The sequence below is a fragment of the Bradyrhizobium sp. Ken64 genome (genome assembly GCF_055807555.1).
In genome coordinates this window covers 1-20,514 of record NZ_JBVVPA010000018.1, presented here as the reverse complement: position 1 = coordinate 20,514, position 20,514 = coordinate 1, and the positions used below count along the sequence as shown (strand labels likewise).

Annotated in this window: 21 protein-coding genes; 14 read left to right on the top strand and 7 right to left on the bottom strand. The window is 64.0% G+C overall.

Annotated elements, in window-relative coordinates:
• Positions 1–25 precede the first annotated feature (25 nt).
• Both AC0L2F_RS26125 and AC0L2F_RS26120 read left to right on the top strand, forming a co-directional pair.
• On the top strand, positions 26–877 hold the full coding sequence (locus AC0L2F_RS26125) for an AraC family transcriptional regulator (RefSeq protein WP_473250354.1): 852 nt from the start codon (positions 26–28) through the stop codon (positions 875–877).
• Positions 878–1,057: 180 nt separating this feature from the next.
• The gene (locus tag AC0L2F_RS26120) at positions 1,058–2,410 is read left to right on the top strand and encodes a malonyl-CoA decarboxylase (RefSeq protein ID WP_473250353.1); all 1,353 of its coding nucleotides are present in this window, start codon (positions 1,058–1,060) and stop codon (positions 2,408–2,410) included.
• A 104-nt stretch (positions 2,411–2,514) separates the two neighbouring features.
• On the opposite strand, the gene tarD is transcribed toward AC0L2F_RS26120, so the two are convergent.
• The 5 genes from tarD to AC0L2F_RS26095 all read right to left on the bottom strand — a co-directional run bounded on the left by tarD (position 2,515) and on the right by AC0L2F_RS26095 (position 6,408).
• The gene (gene tarD, locus AC0L2F_RS26115) at positions 2,515–3,684 is read right to left on the bottom strand and encodes a D(-)-tartrate dehydratase (protein ID WP_473250352.1); all 1,170 of its coding nucleotides are present in this window, start codon (positions 3,682–3,684) and stop codon (positions 2,515–2,517) included.
• A 123-nt stretch (positions 3,685–3,807) separates the two neighbouring features.
• Positions 3,808–4,065, bottom strand: coding sequence for a DUF3297 family protein (locus tag AC0L2F_RS26110; RefSeq protein WP_007613756.1), 258 nt, complete (start codon positions 4,063–4,065; stop codon positions 3,808–3,810).
• Positions 4,062–4,538 (bottom strand): glutathione peroxidase, encoded by a 477-nt coding sequence (locus tag AC0L2F_RS26105; RefSeq protein WP_473250351.1) that lies wholly within the window; start codon positions 4,536–4,538, stop codon positions 4,062–4,064. The genes AC0L2F_RS26110 and AC0L2F_RS26105 overlap by 4 nt, the downstream gene beginning before the upstream one ends.
• Before the next feature lie 2 nt (positions 4,539–4,540).
• Positions 4,541–5,941, bottom strand: coding sequence for an amidase family protein (locus AC0L2F_RS26100; protein WP_473250350.1), 1,401 nt, complete (start codon positions 5,939–5,941; stop codon positions 4,541–4,543).
• A gap of 209 nt (positions 5,942–6,150) precedes the next feature.
• A complete protein-coding gene (locus AC0L2F_RS26095) occupies positions 6,151–6,408 on the bottom strand; it encodes a DUF6894 family protein (RefSeq protein WP_007613759.1) in 258 nt (85 codons plus the stop codon).
• 250 nt (positions 6,409–6,658) lie between these two features.
• Between AC0L2F_RS26095 and pqqA the strand changes: the two genes are divergently transcribed.
• From pqqA to AC0L2F_RS26045, 10 genes are all read left to right on the top strand, one after another.
• On the top strand, positions 6,659–6,739 hold the full coding sequence (pqqA, locus tag AC0L2F_RS26090; protein ID WP_007595659.1) for a pyrroloquinoline quinone precursor peptide PqqA: 81 nt from the start codon (positions 6,659–6,661) through the stop codon (positions 6,737–6,739).
• Positions 6,740–6,853: 114 nt separating this feature from the next.
• Positions 6,854–7,783, top strand: coding sequence for a pyrroloquinoline quinone biosynthesis protein PqqB (pqqB, locus tag AC0L2F_RS26085; RefSeq protein ID WP_473250349.1), 930 nt, complete (start codon positions 6,854–6,856; stop codon positions 7,781–7,783).
• A gap of 20 nt (positions 7,784–7,803) precedes the next feature.
• On the top strand, positions 7,804–8,571 hold the full coding sequence (gene pqqC / locus AC0L2F_RS26080; RefSeq protein ID WP_371258333.1) for a pyrroloquinoline-quinone synthase PqqC: 768 nt from the start codon (positions 7,804–7,806) through the stop codon (positions 8,569–8,571).
• Between the two features lie 9 nt (positions 8,572–8,580).
• The gene (gene pqqD / locus AC0L2F_RS26075) at positions 8,581–8,892 is read left to right on the top strand and encodes a pyrroloquinoline quinone biosynthesis peptide chaperone PqqD (protein WP_007613770.1); all 312 of its coding nucleotides are present in this window, start codon (positions 8,581–8,583) and stop codon (positions 8,890–8,892) included.
• A complete protein-coding gene (pqqE, locus tag AC0L2F_RS26070) occupies positions 8,889–10,088 on the top strand; it encodes a pyrroloquinoline quinone biosynthesis protein PqqE (protein ID WP_473250348.1) in 1,200 nt (399 codons plus the stop codon). The genes pqqD and pqqE overlap by 4 nt, the downstream gene beginning before the upstream one ends.
• Positions 10,078–11,064, top strand: a complete 987-nt coding sequence (gene pip, locus AC0L2F_RS26065) for a prolyl aminopeptidase (protein ID WP_473250347.1) — start codon at positions 10,078–10,080, stop codon at positions 11,062–11,064. Before pqqE ends, pip begins: the two co-directional genes overlap by 11 nt.
• 148 nt (positions 11,065–11,212) lie before the next feature.
• Positions 11,213–11,890 (top strand): hypothetical protein, encoded by a 678-nt coding sequence (locus tag AC0L2F_RS26060; RefSeq protein ID WP_473250346.1) that lies wholly within the window; start codon positions 11,213–11,215, stop codon positions 11,888–11,890.
• Between the two features lie 234 nt (positions 11,891–12,124).
• Entirely contained in the window at positions 12,125–13,924 is a 1,800-nt protein-coding gene (locus tag AC0L2F_RS26055) for an FAD-dependent oxidoreductase (protein WP_473250345.1), read from the top strand.
• A complete protein-coding gene (locus tag AC0L2F_RS26050; protein WP_007613775.1) occupies positions 13,894–15,741 on the top strand; it encodes a 2-oxoacid:acceptor oxidoreductase subunit alpha in 1,848 nt (615 codons plus the stop codon). Before AC0L2F_RS26055 ends, AC0L2F_RS26050 begins: the two co-directional genes overlap by 31 nt.
• Positions 15,742–15,871: 130 nt before the next feature.
• Positions 15,872–16,927, top strand: a complete 1,056-nt coding sequence (locus AC0L2F_RS26045; protein WP_018454076.1) for a 2-oxoacid:ferredoxin oxidoreductase subunit beta — start codon at positions 15,872–15,874, stop codon at positions 16,925–16,927.
• A gap of 4 nt (positions 16,928–16,931) precedes the next feature.
• On the opposite strand, the gene AC0L2F_RS26040 is transcribed toward AC0L2F_RS26045, so the two are convergent.
• Both AC0L2F_RS26040 and AC0L2F_RS26035 read right to left on the bottom strand, forming a co-directional pair.
• A complete protein-coding gene (locus AC0L2F_RS26040; RefSeq protein WP_063995128.1) occupies positions 16,932–17,375 on the bottom strand; it encodes a DUF4399 domain-containing protein in 444 nt (147 codons plus the stop codon).
• A gap of 17 nt (positions 17,376–17,392) precedes the next feature.
• The gene (locus AC0L2F_RS26035) at positions 17,393–18,955 is read right to left on the bottom strand and encodes an SUMF1/EgtB/PvdO family nonheme iron enzyme (protein WP_473250344.1); all 1,563 of its coding nucleotides are present in this window, start codon (positions 18,953–18,955) and stop codon (positions 17,393–17,395) included.
• 304 nt (positions 18,956–19,259) lie between these two features.
• Here AC0L2F_RS26035 and AC0L2F_RS26030 point away from each other — a divergent pair, with 304 nt between their 5' ends.
• Positions 19,260–19,880, top strand: coding sequence for a hypothetical protein (locus tag AC0L2F_RS26030; protein ID WP_473250343.1), 621 nt, complete (start codon positions 19,260–19,262; stop codon positions 19,878–19,880).
• A 31-nt stretch (positions 19,881–19,911) separates the two neighbouring features.
• Positions 19,912–20,361 carry a DsrE family protein gene (locus tag AC0L2F_RS26025; protein WP_063996844.1) on the top strand — a complete coding sequence of 150 codons (450 nt, stop codon included), beginning with the start codon at positions 19,912–19,914 and terminating at the stop codon, positions 20,359–20,361.
• Positions 20,362–20,514 lie beyond the last annotated feature (153 nt).

The window sequence follows — 20,514 nt, the reverse complement described above, 5'->3', positions numbered from 1 at the left end:
TCTTGGGCATGACGGGATGCCGCCAATGACTGTCTTGGAAACGCCAATCCTTCGGGAGGTCCGGAGCAACCATCGCTCGCCCGCGGGCGTGCATCTGGTCGCGCGCGACTACCCGAAGGGCATGCGGATCGATCCGCACATGCACCGCGAGGCTCAGCTGATCTATGCCGCCAGGGGCACCATGCAGGTGACGACGCCCGGGGGACGCTGGCTGGTGCCGCCGGACCGCGCGGTCTGGGTCCCCGCCGGGCTCCAGCACGCCATCGATCTGCTCGCCGATATCGAGATGCGCACGCTGTATTTCGACCTTGCCTGGCTGAAGCGCGAGCAGCGCCATGAGGGACTGACCAAGGAATTCGTGGTGCGGGTGTCGCCGCTGCTGAACCAGGCGATCCTCGCGCTGTTCGACGCGCGCAATACCGAGGAGCGGACCGATCTGCTGGTTCGCCTGGTGATGCTGGAACTGGTCCAGGCCGAGGATTCCGCGACCTTCGTGCCGCTGCCACACGAGCCGCGCTGCCGGCGCGCGGCCATGATCGTGCTCGACGATCCCACCGGCCTGCACGAGATCGATGCGCTGGCGCGCGAGGTCGGAACCTCCGCGCGCACGTTGTCGCGGCTGTTTTCGACAGAGACGCAGCTGAGCTTCAAGAGCTGGTGCCAGCGCGCGAGAATTGCGGCGGCGATCCAGCGACTGTCGACGGATGCCAATGTCTCGGTGAAGCAGCTCGCGACCCAGCTCGGCTATGCCAGCGTGCCGGCGTTTTCGGCGGCGTTCCGCCAGGTGACGGGGCGGACGCCGACGGAGTTTGCCACACACTCGGTGTCATCGCCCGGCTTGACCGGGCGATCCAGTACTCCGGGACGGCGCGGCTAGAACCGAAAAGCTGCGGCGTACTGGATGCCCCGGTCAAGCCGGGGCATGACAGCTTTCTTTGGGTTTTGGAAACGCACGCCGCCGCTAAACTTGCCAAATTCCCCCGCTTGATTGTGATCGGCTTCCGCCCAAATCCCGTGTAAGATTCCCGCACCGCACAAACCTGAGACGAAAGCCCCGATGGCCAACGCCTTCTTCTCCGACCTGCTCACCACCATCTCCGAGCGCGGCCGCACGCTGCTTCGCCGCGGGGATTCTGCCGACACCAAGCCGGACGCCGATGGGCTGATCGAGCTCTGCGGCGCGCTGCTGTCGGGCCGGGGCGAAGCTTCGGGCACCGCCATGGCGCGTGAGGTGCTCGACATATACCAGGACCTGGATGCGGCGGGACGTCGCGCCTTTTTCGAAGCCCTGGTGCGCGATTTCGGCCCGGATCGGGAACGCCTGTCCAAGGCGATCGAGACATGGCGCGCCAAGCCGGCCGACGAGGATGCCAGCGCCCTGCATTTCGCCTCCGAGCCGCGCCGGCAGGAGCTGATCCGTCGCCTCAACCGCGCGCCCGGCGGCACCGGCGATCTCGTCAAGATGCGCGCCGACCTGCTCGACCTGATGAACGGGCACGCCGATCTCGCCGCACTCGATCGCGACGTCTCGCATCTTCTCTCGTCATGGTTCAACAGGGGGTTTCTCGTGCTGCGCAGGATCGACTGGTCGACCCCGGCCAACATCCTCGAAAAGATCATCCGTTACGAAGCCGTACACGAGATCAGCGACTGGGACGATCTGCGCCGCCGCATCGATCCGGTCGACCGCCGCTGCTACGCCTTCTTCCATCCCGCAATGGTCGACGAGCCCCTGATCTTCGTCGAGGTGGCACTGACCGAGACGATCCCCGGCGCGATCGCGCCGCTGCTCGCGGTCGATCGCCCCTCCGTCCCGATCGAGCGCGCCCGCACCGCCGTGTTCTACTCGATCTCCAACACCCAGCGCGGTCTCGGCGGCATCTCCTTCGGCAGCTTCCTGATCAAGCAGGTGGTCGAGGAGCTGCGCCGCGAATTGCCCAAGCTCGACAATTTCGTGACGCTGTCGCCGGTGCCGGGCTTCATGCAATGGGTGAAGCAGGACAAGGATTTGCCGCTGTCGGACGAGGACCGCGAGGTGCTGAAGCGGCTCGACGATCCCAAATGGTTCGAGAACCCCGAGACGACGACGCTGCTACGCGGCGTGATCGAACCGCTCGCGGCGCACTACTTCCTCAAGGCGCGCACGCCGAAGGGCAAGCTGATCGATTCGGTCGCGCGCTTCCATCTCGGCAACGGCGCGCGCCTCGAGCGCATCAATTGGTTAGGCGATCTCTCGCCGAAGGGCGTGCGCGAGTCCGCCGGCGTGATGGTCAACTACCTCTACCGCCTCGACGACATCGAGAGGAACCACGAAGCCTACGCCAACGACGGCGAGGTCGTGGCCTCGAGCGCGGTGAAGAAGCTGCTGAAGGGCGAAGGACGGCGACTGCTGGATATGCGGCTGTCGTAGAGACGCACTCGCTTCGTATTCCATCGTCGTCCTGGCGAAAGCCAGGACGACGTTGAGGGGGCGCGCGACTATCGCAACGGCGCATGCCGCCGCAGCCGCGTGAATTACTCCGCCAGCGCCTTCATCTCCTTGTAGAGATCCGACTTGCCTTCGAAGCCGATGCCTGACAGCTCCGGCATGGTGATGTGGCCATTCTCGACGCGGATACCGTCGGGGAAGCCGCCATAGGGCTGGAACAAGTCGGGGTAGCTCTCATTGCCGCCAAGGCCTAAGCCGGCTGCGATGTTGAGCGACATCTGGTGGCCGCCGTGCGGGATGCAGCGGCTCGGCGACCAGCCGTGGGTCTTCAGCACCTCCAGCGTGCGCTGGTATTCGCACAGGCCGTAGGACAGCGCGCAATCGAATTGCAGCCAGTCGCGGTCGGGCCGCATGCCGCCGTAGCGGATCAAATTGCGGGCGTCCTGGTGGCTGAACAGGTTTTCGCCTGTCGCCATCGGTCCCGGATAGAATTCGGCCAGGGCTGCCTGCAGCGCGTAGTCGAGGGGATCGCCGACTTCCTCGTACCAGAACAAGGGATAATCCCGCAGCATCTTGGCATAGGCGATGCCGGTCTCGAGGTCGAAGCGGCCGTTGGCGTCGACGGCGAGCTGCGCGTCGTTGCCGATCTCCTTCAGCACCGCCTCGATACGGGTGCGGTCGTCCTCGATAGCGGCGCCGCCGATCTTCATCTTCACGACGTTGTAGCCGCGATCGAGATAGCCGCGCATCTCGCCGCGCAGCATCGAGAGGTCCTTGCCCGGATAATAATAGCCGCCGGCGGCGTAGACGAACACGCGCGGATTGGCTTTGACGCCATGACGCTCAGCGAGCAGCCGAAACAGCGGTTGGCCTGCGATCTTCGCCACCGCATCCCACACCGCCATGTCGATGGTGCCGACCGCGACCGAACGCTCGCCGTGGCCGCCCGGCTTCTCGTTGGTCATCATCGCGCCCCAGACCTTGTCGGGGTCGAGATTGTCGCCGGCCGCGTTCAGCAGCGATTTCGAATCGGCCTCCAGGATGCGCGAGGCAAAACGCTCGCGGATCAAGCCGCCTTGGCCGTAGCGGCCATTGGAGTTGAAGCCGTAGCCGACGACGCGCTTGCCGTCGCGCACGAAATCGGTGACGACGGCCACCAGGCTCGTCGTCATCTTGGTGAAATCGATATAGGCGTTGCGGATCGGCGAAGAGATCTGTTTCGTGATCTCGCGGACGTCGACGATGCGGACGGACATGGTGTTGGCTCCTGTCATTCCGGGGCGATGCGCAGCATCGAACCCGGAATCTCGAGATTCTCAGGTGCGCAACTGCGCACCATAGTTCGCGCTATCGCGCGCCCCGGAATGACGGCTTCGCCGTCACTTCTTATCCCTGAAATACGGCTCGACCGGGCCGTGCACCTTGATGGTCAGCGGGTTGCCGTGGCGGTCCTTGGCGTTGCCGGCGGTGACGCGGACCCAGCCTTCGCTGATGCAGTATTCCTCGACATTGGTCTTCTCGACACCCTTGAAGCGGATGCCGACGTCGCGCGCCAGGATGTCCGCATTGTAAAAGGGGCTGTTCGGATCGACCGAGAGGCGGTCCGGAAATTCGTCGCTCATGATTGTCTCGCTCATAACAGGGTCTCGATTTGCTGCCGCAATCCTTCGGGCCGGGCGGTCGGCGCGTGGCGCGCGACCACCTTGCCGGTACGGTCCACCAGGAATTTCGTGAAATTCCATTTGATGGAGGCACCCAGCAGCCCGGATTGCTGGCGTTTCAGGTACTCATACAACGGATGCGCATTGCTGCCGTTGACGTCGATCTTCTCGAACAGGGGAAAGGTGACGTCGTAATTGGTCGAGCAGAACGCCTGGATTTCGCTCGCCGGTCCCGGCTCCTGCGCACCGAACTGGTTGCAGGGAAAGCCGAGCACCGAGAAGCCGCGCGGGGACAGGTCGCGATGCAGATCCTCCAGCCCGCGATATTGCGGCGTGAAGCCGCATTTGCTCGCGGTGTTGACGATCAGCAGCACCTGTCCCTCGAAGCTGCGCAGGGCGACTTCTTCACCGAGAAGCGAGTTGGCCTTGAAGTCGTAGATCACCGACATCGCTAACCCACGGGGTCGATCGGCGACGGCGGCACGCCGCCCGCCTCGATCGCCTCGCCTGCGAGCAGGCAGAGATCCTCGCGATAGCGGCCGGACACGATGTGCACGCCGACCGGCGCCTTGCCGACGAGACCGGTGGAGACCACCAGGCCCGGCAGCCCCATGAAGGGAATCGCGATCTGCGGCAGTTGCGCTTCCCAGACCCGCTTGAACGATTCGTCGTCCTTGCGGTCGAGATGATCCGGGAACGGCAGCTCGCCGGACACCGGCGTCAGCAGCACCGCATATGTCTCGAAGAACAGCATCCAGTCACGGGTCAGCGTGGCGCGGCGGGTCAATGCCTTGGCGTAATTGGCCTGGTCCATTGGCGTGACCCTGCCGCGGTTGCCGTGCAGGCACGCCAGCGCGCCGGGATCGCCTTCACGCTCGGCCATCTCGAGCTGCGCCTCGTAGCCGTCGCCGAGCCAGAGCTTGATCTGCCACTCGACGGCTTCGCGCATCGGCGGGGTGTTCTCGATTGTCTCGACGGTCCAGCCGGCACGCTCGAGCCGTTTGCCGGCATCGATGACCGCGGCCTTCACCTCGGGCGCGGTCGCAAGGCCATCCGGGTTGAGGCAGAGCGCGGCGCGCTTGGGCCGCGCGGGGCCTTCCAGCGGCACGGGCACGAACCAGGGATCGCGGATGTCGCGGGCCGACATCGCCGCGAGCGAAATCCTGATGTCGTTGACGGTGCGCGCCAGCGGTCCCGACACCGCCATGATCTGCGGCCCGATCGGACGCTCCGGCAGGGCCGGATTGAAGGCCGGGATGCGGCCGAGCGTCGGGCGCAAGCCATGCACGCCACAGGCATAGGCGGGATAGCGGATCGAGCCGGCGATGTCGGTGCCATGGGCGACATGGCCGATGCCGGCCGCGACCGCCGAACCCGCGCCGCCGGACGATCCGCCCGGCGTCAGCGAGGCGTCGCGGGGGTTCTTGGTGTCGCCGTGGACCAAATTGGTGGTGAACCAGCGATAGGAGAAGGCCGGACAATTGGTGCGCCCAAGCAGAACGGCGCCAGCCTTGCGGAAATTGGCGACCACCGGATTGTCCTCGCGCGCGATCAGGTCGCGCTGGAGCTTGAGGCCGTTGGTGGTGGCAAAGCCCTCCTGGTCGACATTGGCCTTGATGGTGACGGGCACGCCGGCCAGCACGCCGGGGTCCTCGCCCCTGGCGAGGGCGGCATCGACGGCGTCGGCCTGCTTGAGCACGTCCTCCGGGCGGTGGTCGATCACGGCGTTGAGGCTGGGATTGACGGCGTCGAGCCGGGCCAGGCCGGCCTGCGCGGCCTCCCTGGCGGAGACCTTTTTGGTTTTGATGAGGTTGGCGAGGTCGGCCGCCGACAGGCGCCAGAGATCTTGCATGGCTTGCTCCGTTTAACCGGCGTCTTTTAGCCCCGGGAACGCGGTAAAGCCATGCGGATTTCGCAGGGGCGAAGGGCGGGGGGATGCCGGGTGAGGCTCATTCTCCGTCATTGCGAGGAGCGCTTGCGACGAAGCAATCCAGTCTGCCTCCGCGGAGGCAGACTGGATTGCTTCGCTACGCTCACAATGACGAGGAGAAAGTCGGGGCCTCAATGCCGCGTCGCGGACTGGTCCGGGATGTCCAGCAGTGCCTCGGTGAAGGGGAATTCGAGCACGATCTCGCCTTCGCGGTCGGTGACCTCGATGACGGCCTCGAGCAGGGCCGGCTGGGTGCCTTCCGATCGCAGCACCTCCAGAATCATCTGGCGGGCAACCTCCCAGGCACGGTCGGGATTGCGCAAATCCTCTCCCTCAGGATCCACGATCAGTTCGTCGCCGATACGGGTGTTGAAGAAATATCTGGGCATCACGAAGTTCCAGTTGGGTCGCCTGTACCGGATTGAAAGCTGCACTGCACTCACAACTGCTTTATCAGGACAGGGTTCGCGACCGAATACGCCCAAGCGCAGAGCCGCATCACCAGAAAGTACTGTTCCCGACGCTTTTTTCGCGGCGCAATATGCCCTTGCTCGGGAAAATTTCACTGGCGAACTTTTGTGCTCGCAGTAACTTAGCTCCGGGCGGATACGTCCGAAATCTCGAAAATGGAGAGCCGAAATGGCCTGGAAAGCCCCGAAGATCGTCGAAGTGCCCTGTGGCATGGAAATCAACATGTATGTGAGCGCCACCCGCAAGTAAGCGGTTGGTTCGCGTTCTGCGCAGGTGGATCTTTCGGTCACGATGCATGTCCGGAAGACAGGATTTGTGTTGGCGTGAGGTCCACCTCGCGACATTGTCTCCAGGAGACGGATCATGCTTCGCGTCGTCGTCCTGGGCGCCGCAGCCGGCGGCGGAGTGCCGCAATGGAATTGCGGCTGCGAGGGCTGCCGGACGGCCCGTGAAAACGGCCAAGAGCTGCAACGGACCCAAGCCTCGGTCGCCTTCACTGGCGACGGCGAGCACTGGTTTCTGATCAACGCCTCCCCCGACCTCCGCCAGCAATTGAATGCCACGCCGCAGCTGCATCCGAAGACAGGCGCGCTGCGCCATACACCGATCGCAGGCGTGATCCTGACCAACAGCGAAGTTGACGCAGTGGCAGGCCTGCTGTCGATGCGCGAGGGCTCGCCCTTCACGGTCTATGCGCATGAGAAGGTGCTGGCGATCCTGAAGGCCAACAGCATCTTCAACGTGCTGAACGAGAAGAACGTGCAGCGCCTGCCGATCGGCATCAATGAGCCGTTCGAGCCGCGGCTGCCGGACGGGGCGCGCTCAGGGCTTGAGGTGCTGCCCTTCGCGGTCTCGGGCAAATCGGCCTGGTACCTGGAAGGCAAGGCGCATCCCGGCGGCGACACCGGCGAGGGCGATACGCTGGGGCTGAAGATCACCGACAAAGCGACCGGCAAATGCTTCTACTTCATTGCCGCCTGCGCCGAGGTCACCGACGCGCTCAAGGCCGAGATCGACGGCGCTTCGCTGGTGTTCTTCGACGGCACGGTGTGGCAGGACGACGAGATGATCAAGGCCGGGCTCGGCCACAAGACCGGCAAGAGCATGGGCCATGTCGCGATGTCCGGCGACCACGGCGCCATCGCGCGGCTCGCCGGCCTCGCACTCGACAGGAAGATATTTCTGCATATCAATAACTCGAACCCCGCGCTGCTGCCCGCGTCCCCCGAGCGCAAGGCCGCTGAAGCGGCGGGCTGGCAGATACCCGCTGACGGAACGGAGATCGAACTGTGAATGCCGCGTCACTGACTGGAATGACCGCGCTCTCAATCGGCAAGGACATCAGGCTCAACTCGGCCGAGGAGCTGGAGGCGACGCTGCGCCATATCGGCGCGACGCGCTATCACAGCCTGCATCCGTTCCACAAGCTGCTGCACGGCGGCAAGCTCAACAAGGGCCAGGTCCAGGCCTGGGCGCTGAACCGTTACTATTACCAGAGCACCATCCCGATCAAGGACGCGGTGGTGATCTCGCGCTTCCGCGATCGTGCCACGCGCGTGGAATGGCGCCACCGCATCGAGGACCATGACGGCGACATTGGCTCCGAAGGCGGCATCGAACGCTGGCTGAAGCTGACCGACGGCCTCGGGCTGGACACGGCTTACGTGGAATCGACCGAAGGCATCCTCCCGGCGACGCGCTTTGCCGTGGAAGCCTATGTGCATTATTGCCGTGAGAAGTCGCCCCTGGAGGCGATCGCCTCCTCGCTCACCGAATTGTTCGCGCCGAACCTGCACGAAGAGCGCATTGCCGGGATGCTGGAGCACTATGACTTCGTCAATCCCGATATCATGAGCTACTTCAAGCGGCGCCTGACCCAGGCACCGCGCGATGCCGGCTTTGCGCTCGACTATGTCAAGGCGCATGCCACCACGCCCGAGCAACGCGCGTCCGTCTGCAACGCGCTGATCTTCAAGACCAACGTGCTATGGGTGCAGCTCGACGCGCTCCAACACGCCTATGTCGAGGGCCACATTCCGCCGGGCGCGTTCGTGCCCCAAGAACACTCAAAGGCGAGCTGAGGAACACCGATGGCCGGGCCGCGTCACATCAGCGTCAGCGAGACCAGCCGGCCGGTGCTGCCGCGGCACGCCAAGCTGAAATATGACGAGACGCGAAAGGTCTGGGTGATCCTGGCGCCCGAACGCGTGCTGGCGCCTGACGAGATCGCGGTCGAGGTCTTGCAGCTCTGCGATGGCGAGCGCAATGTCGGCGAAATGTCCGACCAGCTCGCGGCAAAATACGCCGCGCCGCGCGAGGCGATCCTGGCCGACGTCATCGTCATGCTGCAGGATCTCGCCGACAAGGGCTTTCTCACGGAGGCCCGGGAGAAGACGTCATGAGCGATGTGCTCGGCAATCCCACCATCCCGCCCGACGCCAGCGACAGCCTCGCGGTGCTGGAGAAGAGCCGCTCGATGGCGGAGACGTTCGGCATTCCGCTCGCCGTGCTGCTCGAGATCACCCATCGCTGCCCGCTGCAATGCCCCTATTGCTCCAACCCGGTCGAGCTCGACCGCTCGGGCAAGGAGCTGACCACCGAGGAATGGAAGAAGGTATTAAGCGAGCTCGCCGAGATCGGCGTGCTCCAGGTGCATTTCTCCGGCGGCGAGCCAACCGCGCGCAAGGACCTCGTCGAGCTGGTCAAGCATGCGAGCGACGTCGGCCTCTACACCAACCTCATCACCTCGGCCGTGCTGCTGACGCGCGAGCGACTGAGCGAGCTTGCGGATGCCGGGCTCTGCCATGTGCAGATCAGCTTCCAGGGCGTTGAAGAAGCCCTCGCCGATCGCGTTGGCGGTTACAAAAATGGGCACCGCAAGAAGCTCGAAGTGGCAAAATGGACGCGCGAGCTCGATTTGCCGCTCACCGTGAATGCGGTGATGCACCGGCAGAACCTGCACCAGCTGCCCGATATCATCCAGATGTCGATCGATCTCGACGCCGACCGGCTTGAGGTTGCCAACGTGCAATATTACGGCTGGGCGCTGAAGAACCGCGCCGCGCTGATGCCGACGGTGACGCAGCTCGACGAGTGCACCCGCATCGTCGAGGAGGCGCGCGAGCGGCTGAAGGGCCGGCTGACGATCGACTATGTCGTGCCCGACTATTATGCGCTGCGGCCGAAGAAGTGCATGGGCGGCTGGGGCCGGCAGTTCTTCAACATTTCGCCGGCCGGCAAGGTGCTGCCTTGCCATGCCGCCGAGAGCATCACCGGGCTCGACTTCGAATCGGTGCGCTCCAACCATTCGATCGCCTGGATCTGGCAGAACTCGGAGGCCTTCAACCGCTACCGCGGCACCGGCTGGATGAAGGAGCCGTGCAAGAGTTGCGAATTCCGCGAGATCGATTTCGGCGGCTGCCGCTGCCAGGCGTTTGCGCTGACCGGTGACGCCGCCAACACCGATCCTGCCTGTGCGCTGTCGCCGCTGCACGAGACCATCTTCAAGCAGGCCGAGCGCGAGGCCGAGGGCGAAACCAACCGCTTCGTCTACCGCAATTTCGCCGGCGGCACTCTGGAATCCGGGAATGATGCCTGACGCCGACGCGGCCAGCTCAGTCAAGCGCGCCGATCCCTTTGCGCCGCTGACCTCCGAAATGCTCGACGTTGGCGACGGCCACGAGCTCTATGTCGAGAGCGTCGGCCGCACCGATGGAATCCCCGCGGTCTACCTGCATGGCGGCCCCGGCAGCGGCTGCCAGCCCGACCACCGCCGGCTGTTTGATCCCGACCGTTTCCATGCCGTGCTGTTCGACCAGCGCGGCTGCGGTCGCAGCCGGCCGAAGGGATCGCGCCAGCACAACACCACGCAGCATCTGATCGCGGACATGGAAAAGATCCGCGAGAAATTCGGCGTCGAGCGCTGGATGGTGGTCGGCGGCTCCTGGGGCGCGACGCTGGCGCTGGCTTATGCGCAGGCGCATCCCGCGCGCGTCTCCGGGATTGCGCTCCGCGCGACGTTTCTCGGCACACGTGCTGAAGTCGAGATCGCCTTCACCTCGCGCCTGTCGCAATTCTACCCCGCGCTCTACGAGGATTTTCTCAGCGTGCTGCCGGTCGAGGAACGCGCGCGGCCGGTGGAAGCCTACTATCGCCGCATCCTTGATGCCGATCCGGCCGTGCATGGCCCGGCCTCGCGCGCCTGGCACGACACCGAGCGCGCCTTGTCGGAACACAAGGCGGCAAAGACACGGCTGGACCTGGCGTCGCTGAATGTATGGCGCACATTGCCGGCGACACCGTTCATGGAGGCGCATTATTTCGTCCAGGACAGCTTCATGTCGGAGAACCAGTTGATGCGGAACGCCGGCAAGCTCGACGGCATTCCCGGCATCATCGTCCAGGGCCGCTACGATCTGCTGTGCCCTCCCGAGACATCGCAAGCGCTCGCGAAAGCGTGGCCGGGTTCCGAGATTCGCATCGTGGAAGAAGCCGGCCATTCGCTCTATGATACCGGCGTGCGGGACGCGGTCATGAAGTCGATCGCGGACATCGCTTCGAAGATCTCGCGCTAGATCGATCTATCTCCTCATCCTGAGGAGCGCTCCGACGGAGCGCGTCTCGAAGGATGAAAGGCCGAGACGCGGGAGCCGGGCCTTCATGGTTCGAGACGCCACTTCGTGGCTCCTCACCATGAGGGGATAGTTGGAAGGACACAAGAAAATGCCACTCGCTGGAAAAGGCATGCTGCTGACGTCGATGAACATCGACGTTTCAGATGAAGCCGATTTCAATCGCTGGTACGATCGCGAGCATCTGGAAGAGCGCGTTGCGATCGAGGGCTTTCTGGAGGCGCGGCGCTATGTCGCGCACGCCGCCAATCCCAAATATCTCTCGCTGTATTCGACCGCGACGCTCGACGTGCTCGACAGTCCCGCCTACCGGGCGCGGCTCGCCAATCAGACCGAATGGTCGCGGCGGAGCATGGCGCATTTCAAGGACATGCTGCGCGTGGTCGCCCGCATCACGATCAGCAACGGCACTGGCCGCGGCGCGGCGCTCGGGCTCGTGCGGCTGCGGCCGACGCCGGACAATGCACCCGCTTGGCGTGATGCACTGCAAGAGAGGCTGGCGCCGGAAAAGCACGACGGCATCATCTCGATGCATCTGCTCGAAAGCGAACCGGAATTGTCGGGCGCAACGGCGGATATTCCGGCAGCCCGCAACGAAGGGGCGCGCGACTGGTTCGCGCTGATCGACGGCACGCATGTCGGCGCGGTCTCGGCCGTGATCGCCGCGCGCTTCACCGGCCCTGCCGCCGCGCCATTCCCGCTTCCCGTGTCGGTCGGCGCGTATGCGCTGATGTGGGATCTCGCGAAGAGCGACATCGCGCGCAACTAAGCCGTCGGACGCATCGCAACATGCTGCACCGCCACATATTGCCCACGGCCATTAATGATGTGCGCGCTGGGCTCCTATGAAAGCCGGTGATCCCCCAAATTTGCCGTTGTACTTCGGACCGGTTCTAATAAGCTAACCCAATGACGTCATTCAGAAACCAGATCGCCGCGCGTTAGCGTTCGCAAGCTCAAGAAAAGGCCGCGGGGTCTTTGAGCCTGCGCGGACAGGGTAGGAATGAAACCGACCGATATTGCGGCCCCCGACTACTTTCACAAAGTGGTCGATTGCCAATGGGCCTGTCCTGCGCACACTCCCGTTCCCGAATACATCCGACTGATCGCCCAAGGCCGCTACAGCGACGCCTATATGATCAATTGGAAATCGAACGTGTTTCCCGGAATTCTGGGCCGCACCTGCGATCGTCCATGCGAGCCGGCGTGCCGCCGCGGACGCGTCGAGGAGACCCCGGTCGCGATCTGCCGCCTCAAGCGCGTCGCCGCCGACTTCAAGGACGACATCACGCAACGCCTGCCGCGCCCCTCGGCCAAGAACGGCAAGCGCGTTGCATTCGTCGGCGGCGGTCCCGCTTCGCTGACGGTGGCCCGTGATCTCGCGCCGCTCGGCTATCACTGCACCGTGTTCGACGCCGATGCCCAAGCCGGCGGCATGATGCGCTCGCAGATCCCGAAATTCCGCCTGCCCGACTCGGTCATCGACGAGGAGACCGGCTACATCCTGAATCTCGGCGTCGACTTCAAGGGCGGCCACCGCATCGAGAGCATGAAGGCGCTGCTCGCGGAGAAGTACGACGCGATCTTCGTCGGCTCCGGAGCACCGCGCGGCCGCGAGCTCGACATTCCCGGACGCAAGGAAGCCGCCGCCAACGTCCATATCGGCATCGATTGGCTGTCCTCGGTCTCGTTCGGTCATACCGACAAGATCGGCAAGCGCGTCATCGTGCTCGGCGGCGGCAATACCGCGATGGATTGCTGCCGCACCGCGCGCCGCCTCGGCGGCGAAGAGGTGAAGGTCGTCGTGCGCTCCGGCTTCGACGAAATGAAGGCCTCGCCCTGGGAGAAGGAAGACGCGCTGCACGAGGACATTCCGATCCTCAACTTCCTCGTGCCCACAGCTTTCGTCCACGACAACGGCAAGCTCACCGGCATCACCTTCCAGAAGGTGAAGGCCGAATACGACGCCAAGGGCCGGCGCAACCTCGTGCCCTCGGGCGAGCCGGACCAGACCATCGAATGCGACGACGTGCTGGTCGCGGTCGGCCAGGAGAACGCCTTCCCCTGGATCGAGCAGGACTGCGGCATCGAGTTCGACAAATGGCACATGCCCAAGGTCGATCCGCAAACCTTCATCTCGACCAACCCGAAGGTGTTTTTCGGCGGCGACGCCGCGTTCGGGCCGAAGAATATCATCTGGGCGGTGGCGCAGGGCCATGACGCCGCGCTGTCGATCCACAAAATGCTCTCGGGCGAGGACGTCACCGAGCGTCCATTGCCCGAGGTGCACATCTCCTCGCAGAAGATGGGCATCCACGAATGGAGCTATGACAACGACATCTCCAACGACAAGCGCTACAAGGTGCCGCATCGCGACAAGGTGATCGCGCTAAAGGACATCCGCACCGAGGTCGAACTCGGCTACGACGTCAAGCTGGCGCTGGGCGAGGCCCATCGGTGCCTGAACTGCGACGTCCAGACCGTGTTCTCGACCTCGCTCTGCATCGAGTGCGATGCCTGCGTCGACATCTGTCCGATGGATTGCATCACCTTCACGGACAATGGCGAGGAAGGCGATCTCCGTCAGCGGCTGAAAGCGCCCTCGTTGCATCCGGACCAGGATCTCTATGTGTCCAGCGATCTCAAGACCGGGCGCGTGATGGTCAAGGACGAGGACGTCTGCCTGCATTGCGGGCTGTGCGCCGAGCGTTGTCCCACCGGCGCCTGGGACATGCAGAAATATTTGATCGAGATGACTCAAGCGGGTTCGACATGTCCGACAAAAAGCCGATCAGCAGCGTAAACGACTTCGTCGTCCGCTTCGCCAACGTCAACGGCTCGGGCTCGGCCAGCGCCAACGAGATGTTTGCGCGCGCGATCCTGCGCCATGGCGTTCCGGTGAGCCCCCGTAACATCTTCCCCTCCAACATCCAGGGCCTGCCGACCTGGTACGAGGTGCGGGTGACGGAAGACGGCCATCTCGGCGCCCGCGGCGGCGTCGACATGATGGTCGCGATGAACCCGCAGACCTGGGACAAGGACGTCTCCGGCATCGAGCCCGGCGGCTATCTGTTCTACGATTCCACCAAGCCGATGCCGTCGACCAAATTCCGCGACGACATCACCGTGATCGGCGTCCCTCTGACCGCGATCACCAACTCGACCTACACCGATCCGCGCCAGCGCCAGCTGTTCAAGAACATCATCTACCTCGGCGCGCTTTCGGCGCTGCTCGACATGGACCCGAAACTGATCGAGCAGCTGATCGGCGAGCAGTACAAGGGCAAGGAGAAGCTGCTCTCGTCCAACGTGCACGCGCTGCATCTCGGCCGCGACTGGGCGCTGCAAAACCTGAAATGCCCGACCGGGCTGCGGGTGAAAAAGTCCGACAAGGTCGGCGACCGCATCTTCATCGAAGGCAACAGCGCCGCCGCGCTCGGCGCCGTCTATGGCGGTGCCACGGTGTGCGCCTGGTATCCGATCACGCCGTCCTCGTCGGTGGCGGAGGCCTTCACCGCGCACTGCAAGAAGTACCGGCACGACCCGGAAACCGGCAAGGCGAAATACGCGATCGTGCAGGGCGAGGACGAGCTGGCTTCGATCGGCATCGTGATCGGCGCCTCCTGGAACGGCGCGCGCGCCTTCACCGCGACCTCCGGCCCCGGCATCTCGTTGATGACCGAGTTCATCGGCCTGTCATACTTCGCCGAAATCCCGGCCGTGATCATGAACATCCAGCGCGCCGGTCCCTCGACCGGCATGCCGACCCGCACCCAGCAATGCGACATCATCGCCTGCGCCTATGCCTCGCATGGCGACACCAAGCATGTGCTGCTGTTTCCTGAGGATCCCGCCGAGGCGTTCGAGTTCGCGGCCGCGGCTTTCGATCTCGCCGAGCGGCTCCAGACCACCATCTTCCTGATGCTCGACCTCGACATCGGCATGAACCACCGGCTCTGCCGTCCCCTGAAATGGGACGATTCCAGGCAATATGACCGCGGCAAGGTGATGACCGCGGAGATGCTGGACGAAGGCCGCGACTTCGGCCGCTATCTCGACGTCGACGGCGACGGCATCCCGTACCGAACCTATCCCGGCACGCATCCGACCAAGGGCTCCTTTTTTACCCGCGGCACGTCGCGTGACCGCTATGCGCGTTACTCCGAAGAAGGCTCAGTCTACGCCGACAACATGCAGCGGCTCATGCGCAAGTTCGAGACCGCGCAGGATCTGGTGCCGCGGCCGCTCCAGGCCAATGCGGAACGGCCGACCAAATACGGCGTGATCTATTTCGGCTCGACCACGCCGGCGATGGACGAGGCGATCGGATTGTTGGAGGCACGAGGCCATCAGCTCGATCGCCTGCGCATCCGCGCCTTCCCGTTCCACTCCAGCGTGGCGAGCTTCCTCGCGGAGCACGATTTCGTCTACGTTGTCGAACAGAACCGCGACAGCCAGCTGCGCCAGCTCATCGTCAACGAAAACGGCATCGACCCGGTGCGGCTGGTGCCGATCGTGCACTACGACGGTTCGCCGATCACCGCCCGCTTCATCGCTAAAGCCATTGGCGACCACCAGGATCACCTCAAGGTGACCCCGCTCCGCAAGGCCGTGTCATGATTTACGCGTCATTCTCTCCGTCGTCATGCCCGGGCTTGACCCGGGCATCCGCGCCTTTCTTCTTCCTGGCCAAGACGTGGATGGCCGGGTCAAGCCCGGCCATGACGGGCTTGGGATCGCAGGTGCTCGCATGACCTACATTGCAAAGCCGAAATTCCACCATCCCGGGCTGAAGAAGAACGAGCTCGGCTACACCCATCGCGACTACGAGGGCAAGATCTCGACGCTGTGCGCCGGCTGCGGCCATGACTCGATCACGGCCTCGATCATCGAGGCCTGCTATGAGCTCTCGATCGAGCCGCACCGGGTCGCCAAGATCTCGGGCATCGGCTGCTCGTCGAAGACGCCGGACTATTTCCTCGGCAATTCGCACGGCTTCAACTCCGTGCACGGCCGCATGCCGTCAGTCCTGACCGGCGCCAATCTCGCCAATCGCGACCTGATCTATCTCGGCGTCTCCGGCGACGGCGATTCCGCCTCGATCGGCTTCGGCCAGTTCGCGCATTCGATCCGGCGCGGCGTCAACATGACCTATATCGTCGAGAACAACGGCGTCTACGGCCTGACCAAGGGCCAGTTCTCGGCGACCGCCGACCGCGGCTCGAAGTCCAAGAAGGGCGTCACCAACACCGACAACGCCATCGACCTCGTCGCTATCGCGCTGCAGTTGGGCGCGACTTTCGTCGCGCGCTCGTTCTCCGGCGACAAGACCCAGCTCGTGCCGCTGATCGCCGCCGCGATCCGCCACAAGGGCGCGTCGTTCATCGACGTCATCAGCCCCTGCATCGCCTTCAACAACCACGCCGGCTCTACCAAGAGCTTCGACTATGTCCGCGAGCACAATGATGCGGTGAACCGGCTCGACGTGTTGGTCGGCCGCGATCCGATTGCGGTGGATTACGCACCGGGCACGGTGCAAATGGTCGAGCAGCATGACGGCAGCAGGATCGCGCTGCGCAAGATCGACGCCGACTACGATCCGCACGACCGGCTCGGCGCCCAGACCTTCCTGCAAAAGCACGCCGCCAAGGGACAGATCGTCACCGGCCTGCTCTACGTCGATCCCGACGCGGAAGATCTGCACGAGCATCTCAACACGGTGGAGACGCCGCTCAACACGCTGGAAGCGGACACGCTCTGCCCGGGCTCGGCGGCGCTGGACAAGTTCAACGCCAGCCTGCGGTGATCGCCTACCGCGCCGTGGCGGGCTGCCTGACACGTATGGTGATCTTCTCCGACACGATGGGCGGCTCGAACGGATAGTGCCTGGCATCGCCCAGCACGAGTTGAAGCGTATGCGTCCCGGGCGGAAGCTCGAGCAGCGTTTCGGTCTGCCCTGCCCCGAAATGCAGATGCGACTTGTCCTGCAGGATCGGCTCCTTGGGATCGATGGGGTCGTTGACGTCGATCAGCAGATGATGGTGGCCGGCGTTCTGGTACTCGTCTCCGGCATGGGTCACTCCCATGTTGCGCAAGCCGAACCGGACCCAGAATCCGCCGCGGACCTTCTGCCCGTCATGCGGGGTGATGAAATAGAGCTTTGCGTCCTTGGGCGCCGTCTTGCCTTGCGAAAAGGCTGCCCCCGGGAGCAATGCGAGCGCCGCTGCCAGCGCGACGCAACGAAGGATCTGCATCAAACCAACTCCTCCACTTAAGGGCTGAGCGCCACGCGGAACCCGTGCGTGGGATAGCGAACGTTGGTGTCGTAGCCATCGCGGTTGGACGGCCGCACATATCTCGAATCGTTCTTCCAGGAGCCCGAGCGCAGGACATGAGCGCTGCAGTCCCCGCTGCTCCATGCCGAGCCGTCGGTGGGCGCGCCCTGATAGGTCTTGTGCCAGCAGTCCTCGACCCACTGATCGACACCGCCGCCCATGTCGTGGAGCCCGAACGGATTCGGCCTGAAGCTACCGACCTTCGCCGGCTGCTCGGCGGCGAGATCACCGCAATCCTTGCAACCTGCCATGCCCGGCTGCAGCTTGTCGCCCCACCAATATTTGGTCTGCGTTCCGCCCCGCGCGGCATATTCCCATTCGGCTTCGCTCGGAAGCCGATAAGTCTTCTTGGTCGCCTGGGCGAGATAAGCGGCATATTGCTGCGCGTCGGTCCAGCTCACATTGCCGACCGGCGCATCGTCCTTGCCGATAGCCGTGAAGCCGCACGCCTTTGCAGCGGCGCACTCGTTCCATTCCTGCACGGTCACCGGATATTTGCCGATCGAGAACGGCTTGACCGTCACCTGATGGACAGGACGCTCGGTCGGGTCGTCATTGCTTCCCATCGCAAAGCTGCCGCCGCGAATGGCGACCATCTCGGGTTCGCGGACGGGGGGGGCCGATTGACTTGTCGATTGACTTGTCGACTGACTTGGCGCGGGAGCGGGCGACGGAGATGACGAAGCCGAGGTGGGAGATGGCTGCGGCGTCTGCGGCGCCGCTTCGCGCGGCGAGGGCTGCGGGCTCGGTGATGCGGCAGGAGAAGCGTTAGGAGAAACGGTAGTGACGGCAGCCTGCTCGCCCACCCTGCCCGGCGCCTGAGCCAGCAGATACCACAGCACGCCGGCGGCCATCACCGACAGCGTGATCCCCAGCAGAAAGATCAGGGCATTCTCGCGCCGCCCCCGCGTCCTGCCGACCGCGTCTGCATCCGGCAGCACTTTATAGACGCGCACGGGATCGGTGATGTTCTTGACTTTGCGGTCCCCGAGCGACTCGTAGCCGCACACGACCTTGTGCTTGATCTGCTCGTAGATCGCGCCGGAGATAAAGACCTGGCCTGGCTCGGCGATGCCCTCGATGCGCGTCGCGATGTTGACACCATCGCCGTAGACGTCATCAGGCTCCACGATGACGTCACCGAGATTGACGCCAATCCGGTACTCGATCCGGGTCTCCTTCGGAAGCGAGGCGTTGCGGCCGATGAGATTCTGCTGGATGACGATGCTGCAGCGGACGGCCTCGACCGGGCTGTCGAAAATCGCGATGAAGCCATCGCCCGTCGTCTTCACCAGACTTCCGTGGTGCTCGACGATGCTGGGCTGGATGAGATCCCGCTCGATCCGCTTGACGCGGACGTGCGTGCCCTCCTCGTCGGCCTGCATCAGGCGGCTGTAGGAAGCGATGTCACCGACAATGATGGCCGCGAGACGACGAGGCATAGGGCCGTGTGAAGGCGGCTCGTCATTCCCGGATCTGAAGTTGCGAATTTCGCCCATTGCGGGGGACTCCACACACTCACGAAGGCAGACCCCAGCCTACGACTGCCAAAGGCGATCGTCTGTGAAGGCTATCACATCGATGAAATCGGGCAATCTCGGAGCGAACGGAGGGCGTCCAGTTCCGGTAGTCGAAGGCGCCACATCGAATGAACCTTCATGACCCCACCGATGACTAATGCCCGGCGTGGAACCTCATCCTCCCTCCACCCAGCTAAGATCATGTCAGATGTGCGAACGTTGAACGCGTCGCACCTGGGCCGCGTCTACAGCGTACAGCTCAGCTGCTGCATTCGAGGCCATCATGAAGCTTTCTCTCGTTGCTGCCATCTTGTTTGCCGCGCTTGGCGGCGCCGCTCACGCCGAGGAGGCCGACGATATCCGCGAAGCCAGCAAGGCCGAAGCCGAGACCTTTAACGCGCGCATGTATGCCGGCGCACCCGGCAACAAGGCCTATGCCTGCTTCGTGCGGCGCTACGATGCCGAGCACCTGGCACGTCATCCGAAGCAGAAGGTCGCCGCGATGAAGCTGCTGATCTCGGCGGAGATGGACACCGAAGACAAGCAGCTCCACAACTCCTTCCGCCTCGGCTTCAGATATCGTCACCGTTCCGGCGATTTCGACTCCAGCGGCTCCTGTCATCACGCCGTGTTCACCAAGGACGGCACCGAAATCCGCCTCGGTTGCGGCGTCGACTGCGAGGGCGGCGGCATCGGCGTCGCGCTCTCAAAGGACGACAAATCGGCGATCGTGCGGCTCGCGCGGGTCAGGGTCTGGCAGAACAACAAGCCGGATGAGGATGCCGAACTGTCACTGGTCGCCGGGGCCGATGACGGGATTTTCCGCCTAGATCGAACGGACAATAAGGAATGCGCCTCGCTCGTGACCGACCGCAAGGAACTCGCCGCGCTCCGCCACAAATGATATGTGTCCGGCGCAATCGACGGAGATCGTCATGAACCGCCGGAACATGTTGTGGAGCGCCGTCTCGGGCCTGGGCGCGGCGCTTGGCGCCTCCAGCGCGAAGGCCGCGACGGACGCCGGCACGGGTAACAAGCTGAAGGTGGTGTATCATTTGAGCGATGCCGAGAAGGTCAACTTCGTGCTCGGCAACATCCAGAACCACATCGAGGGCGTCGGCGGCCCCGACCATGTGACGATCGCGCTGGTGATCCACGGGCCGGCGCTGAAGGCGTTTCATTCGGCGCAGGCCAATCCTGACATCAGCAAGCGCGTCGGCGATTTCTCCAAGGACGGCGTCGAACTCGCCGCCTGCGGCAACACGATGAAGGCGCAAAACGTCACGCTCGCGGATCTCCTGCCGGGCTTCGTCAGCGCGGAGAAGGGCGGTGTGGTCCGTTTGGCCGAGCTCCAGTCGCAGGGCTATCTCTATCTGCGGCCGTAGGGGCGCGGGAGGCGCCGCTACATCGTCCGTCATTGCCAGCGCAGCGAAGCAATCCAGTCCCTCCACGGAGGCAGACTGATCTTCCCCCAAAAAAGTAGACATGGATCAAGCCGATTTTAGCTCCATCTCGACCGGGCTGATATAGCCGATGGC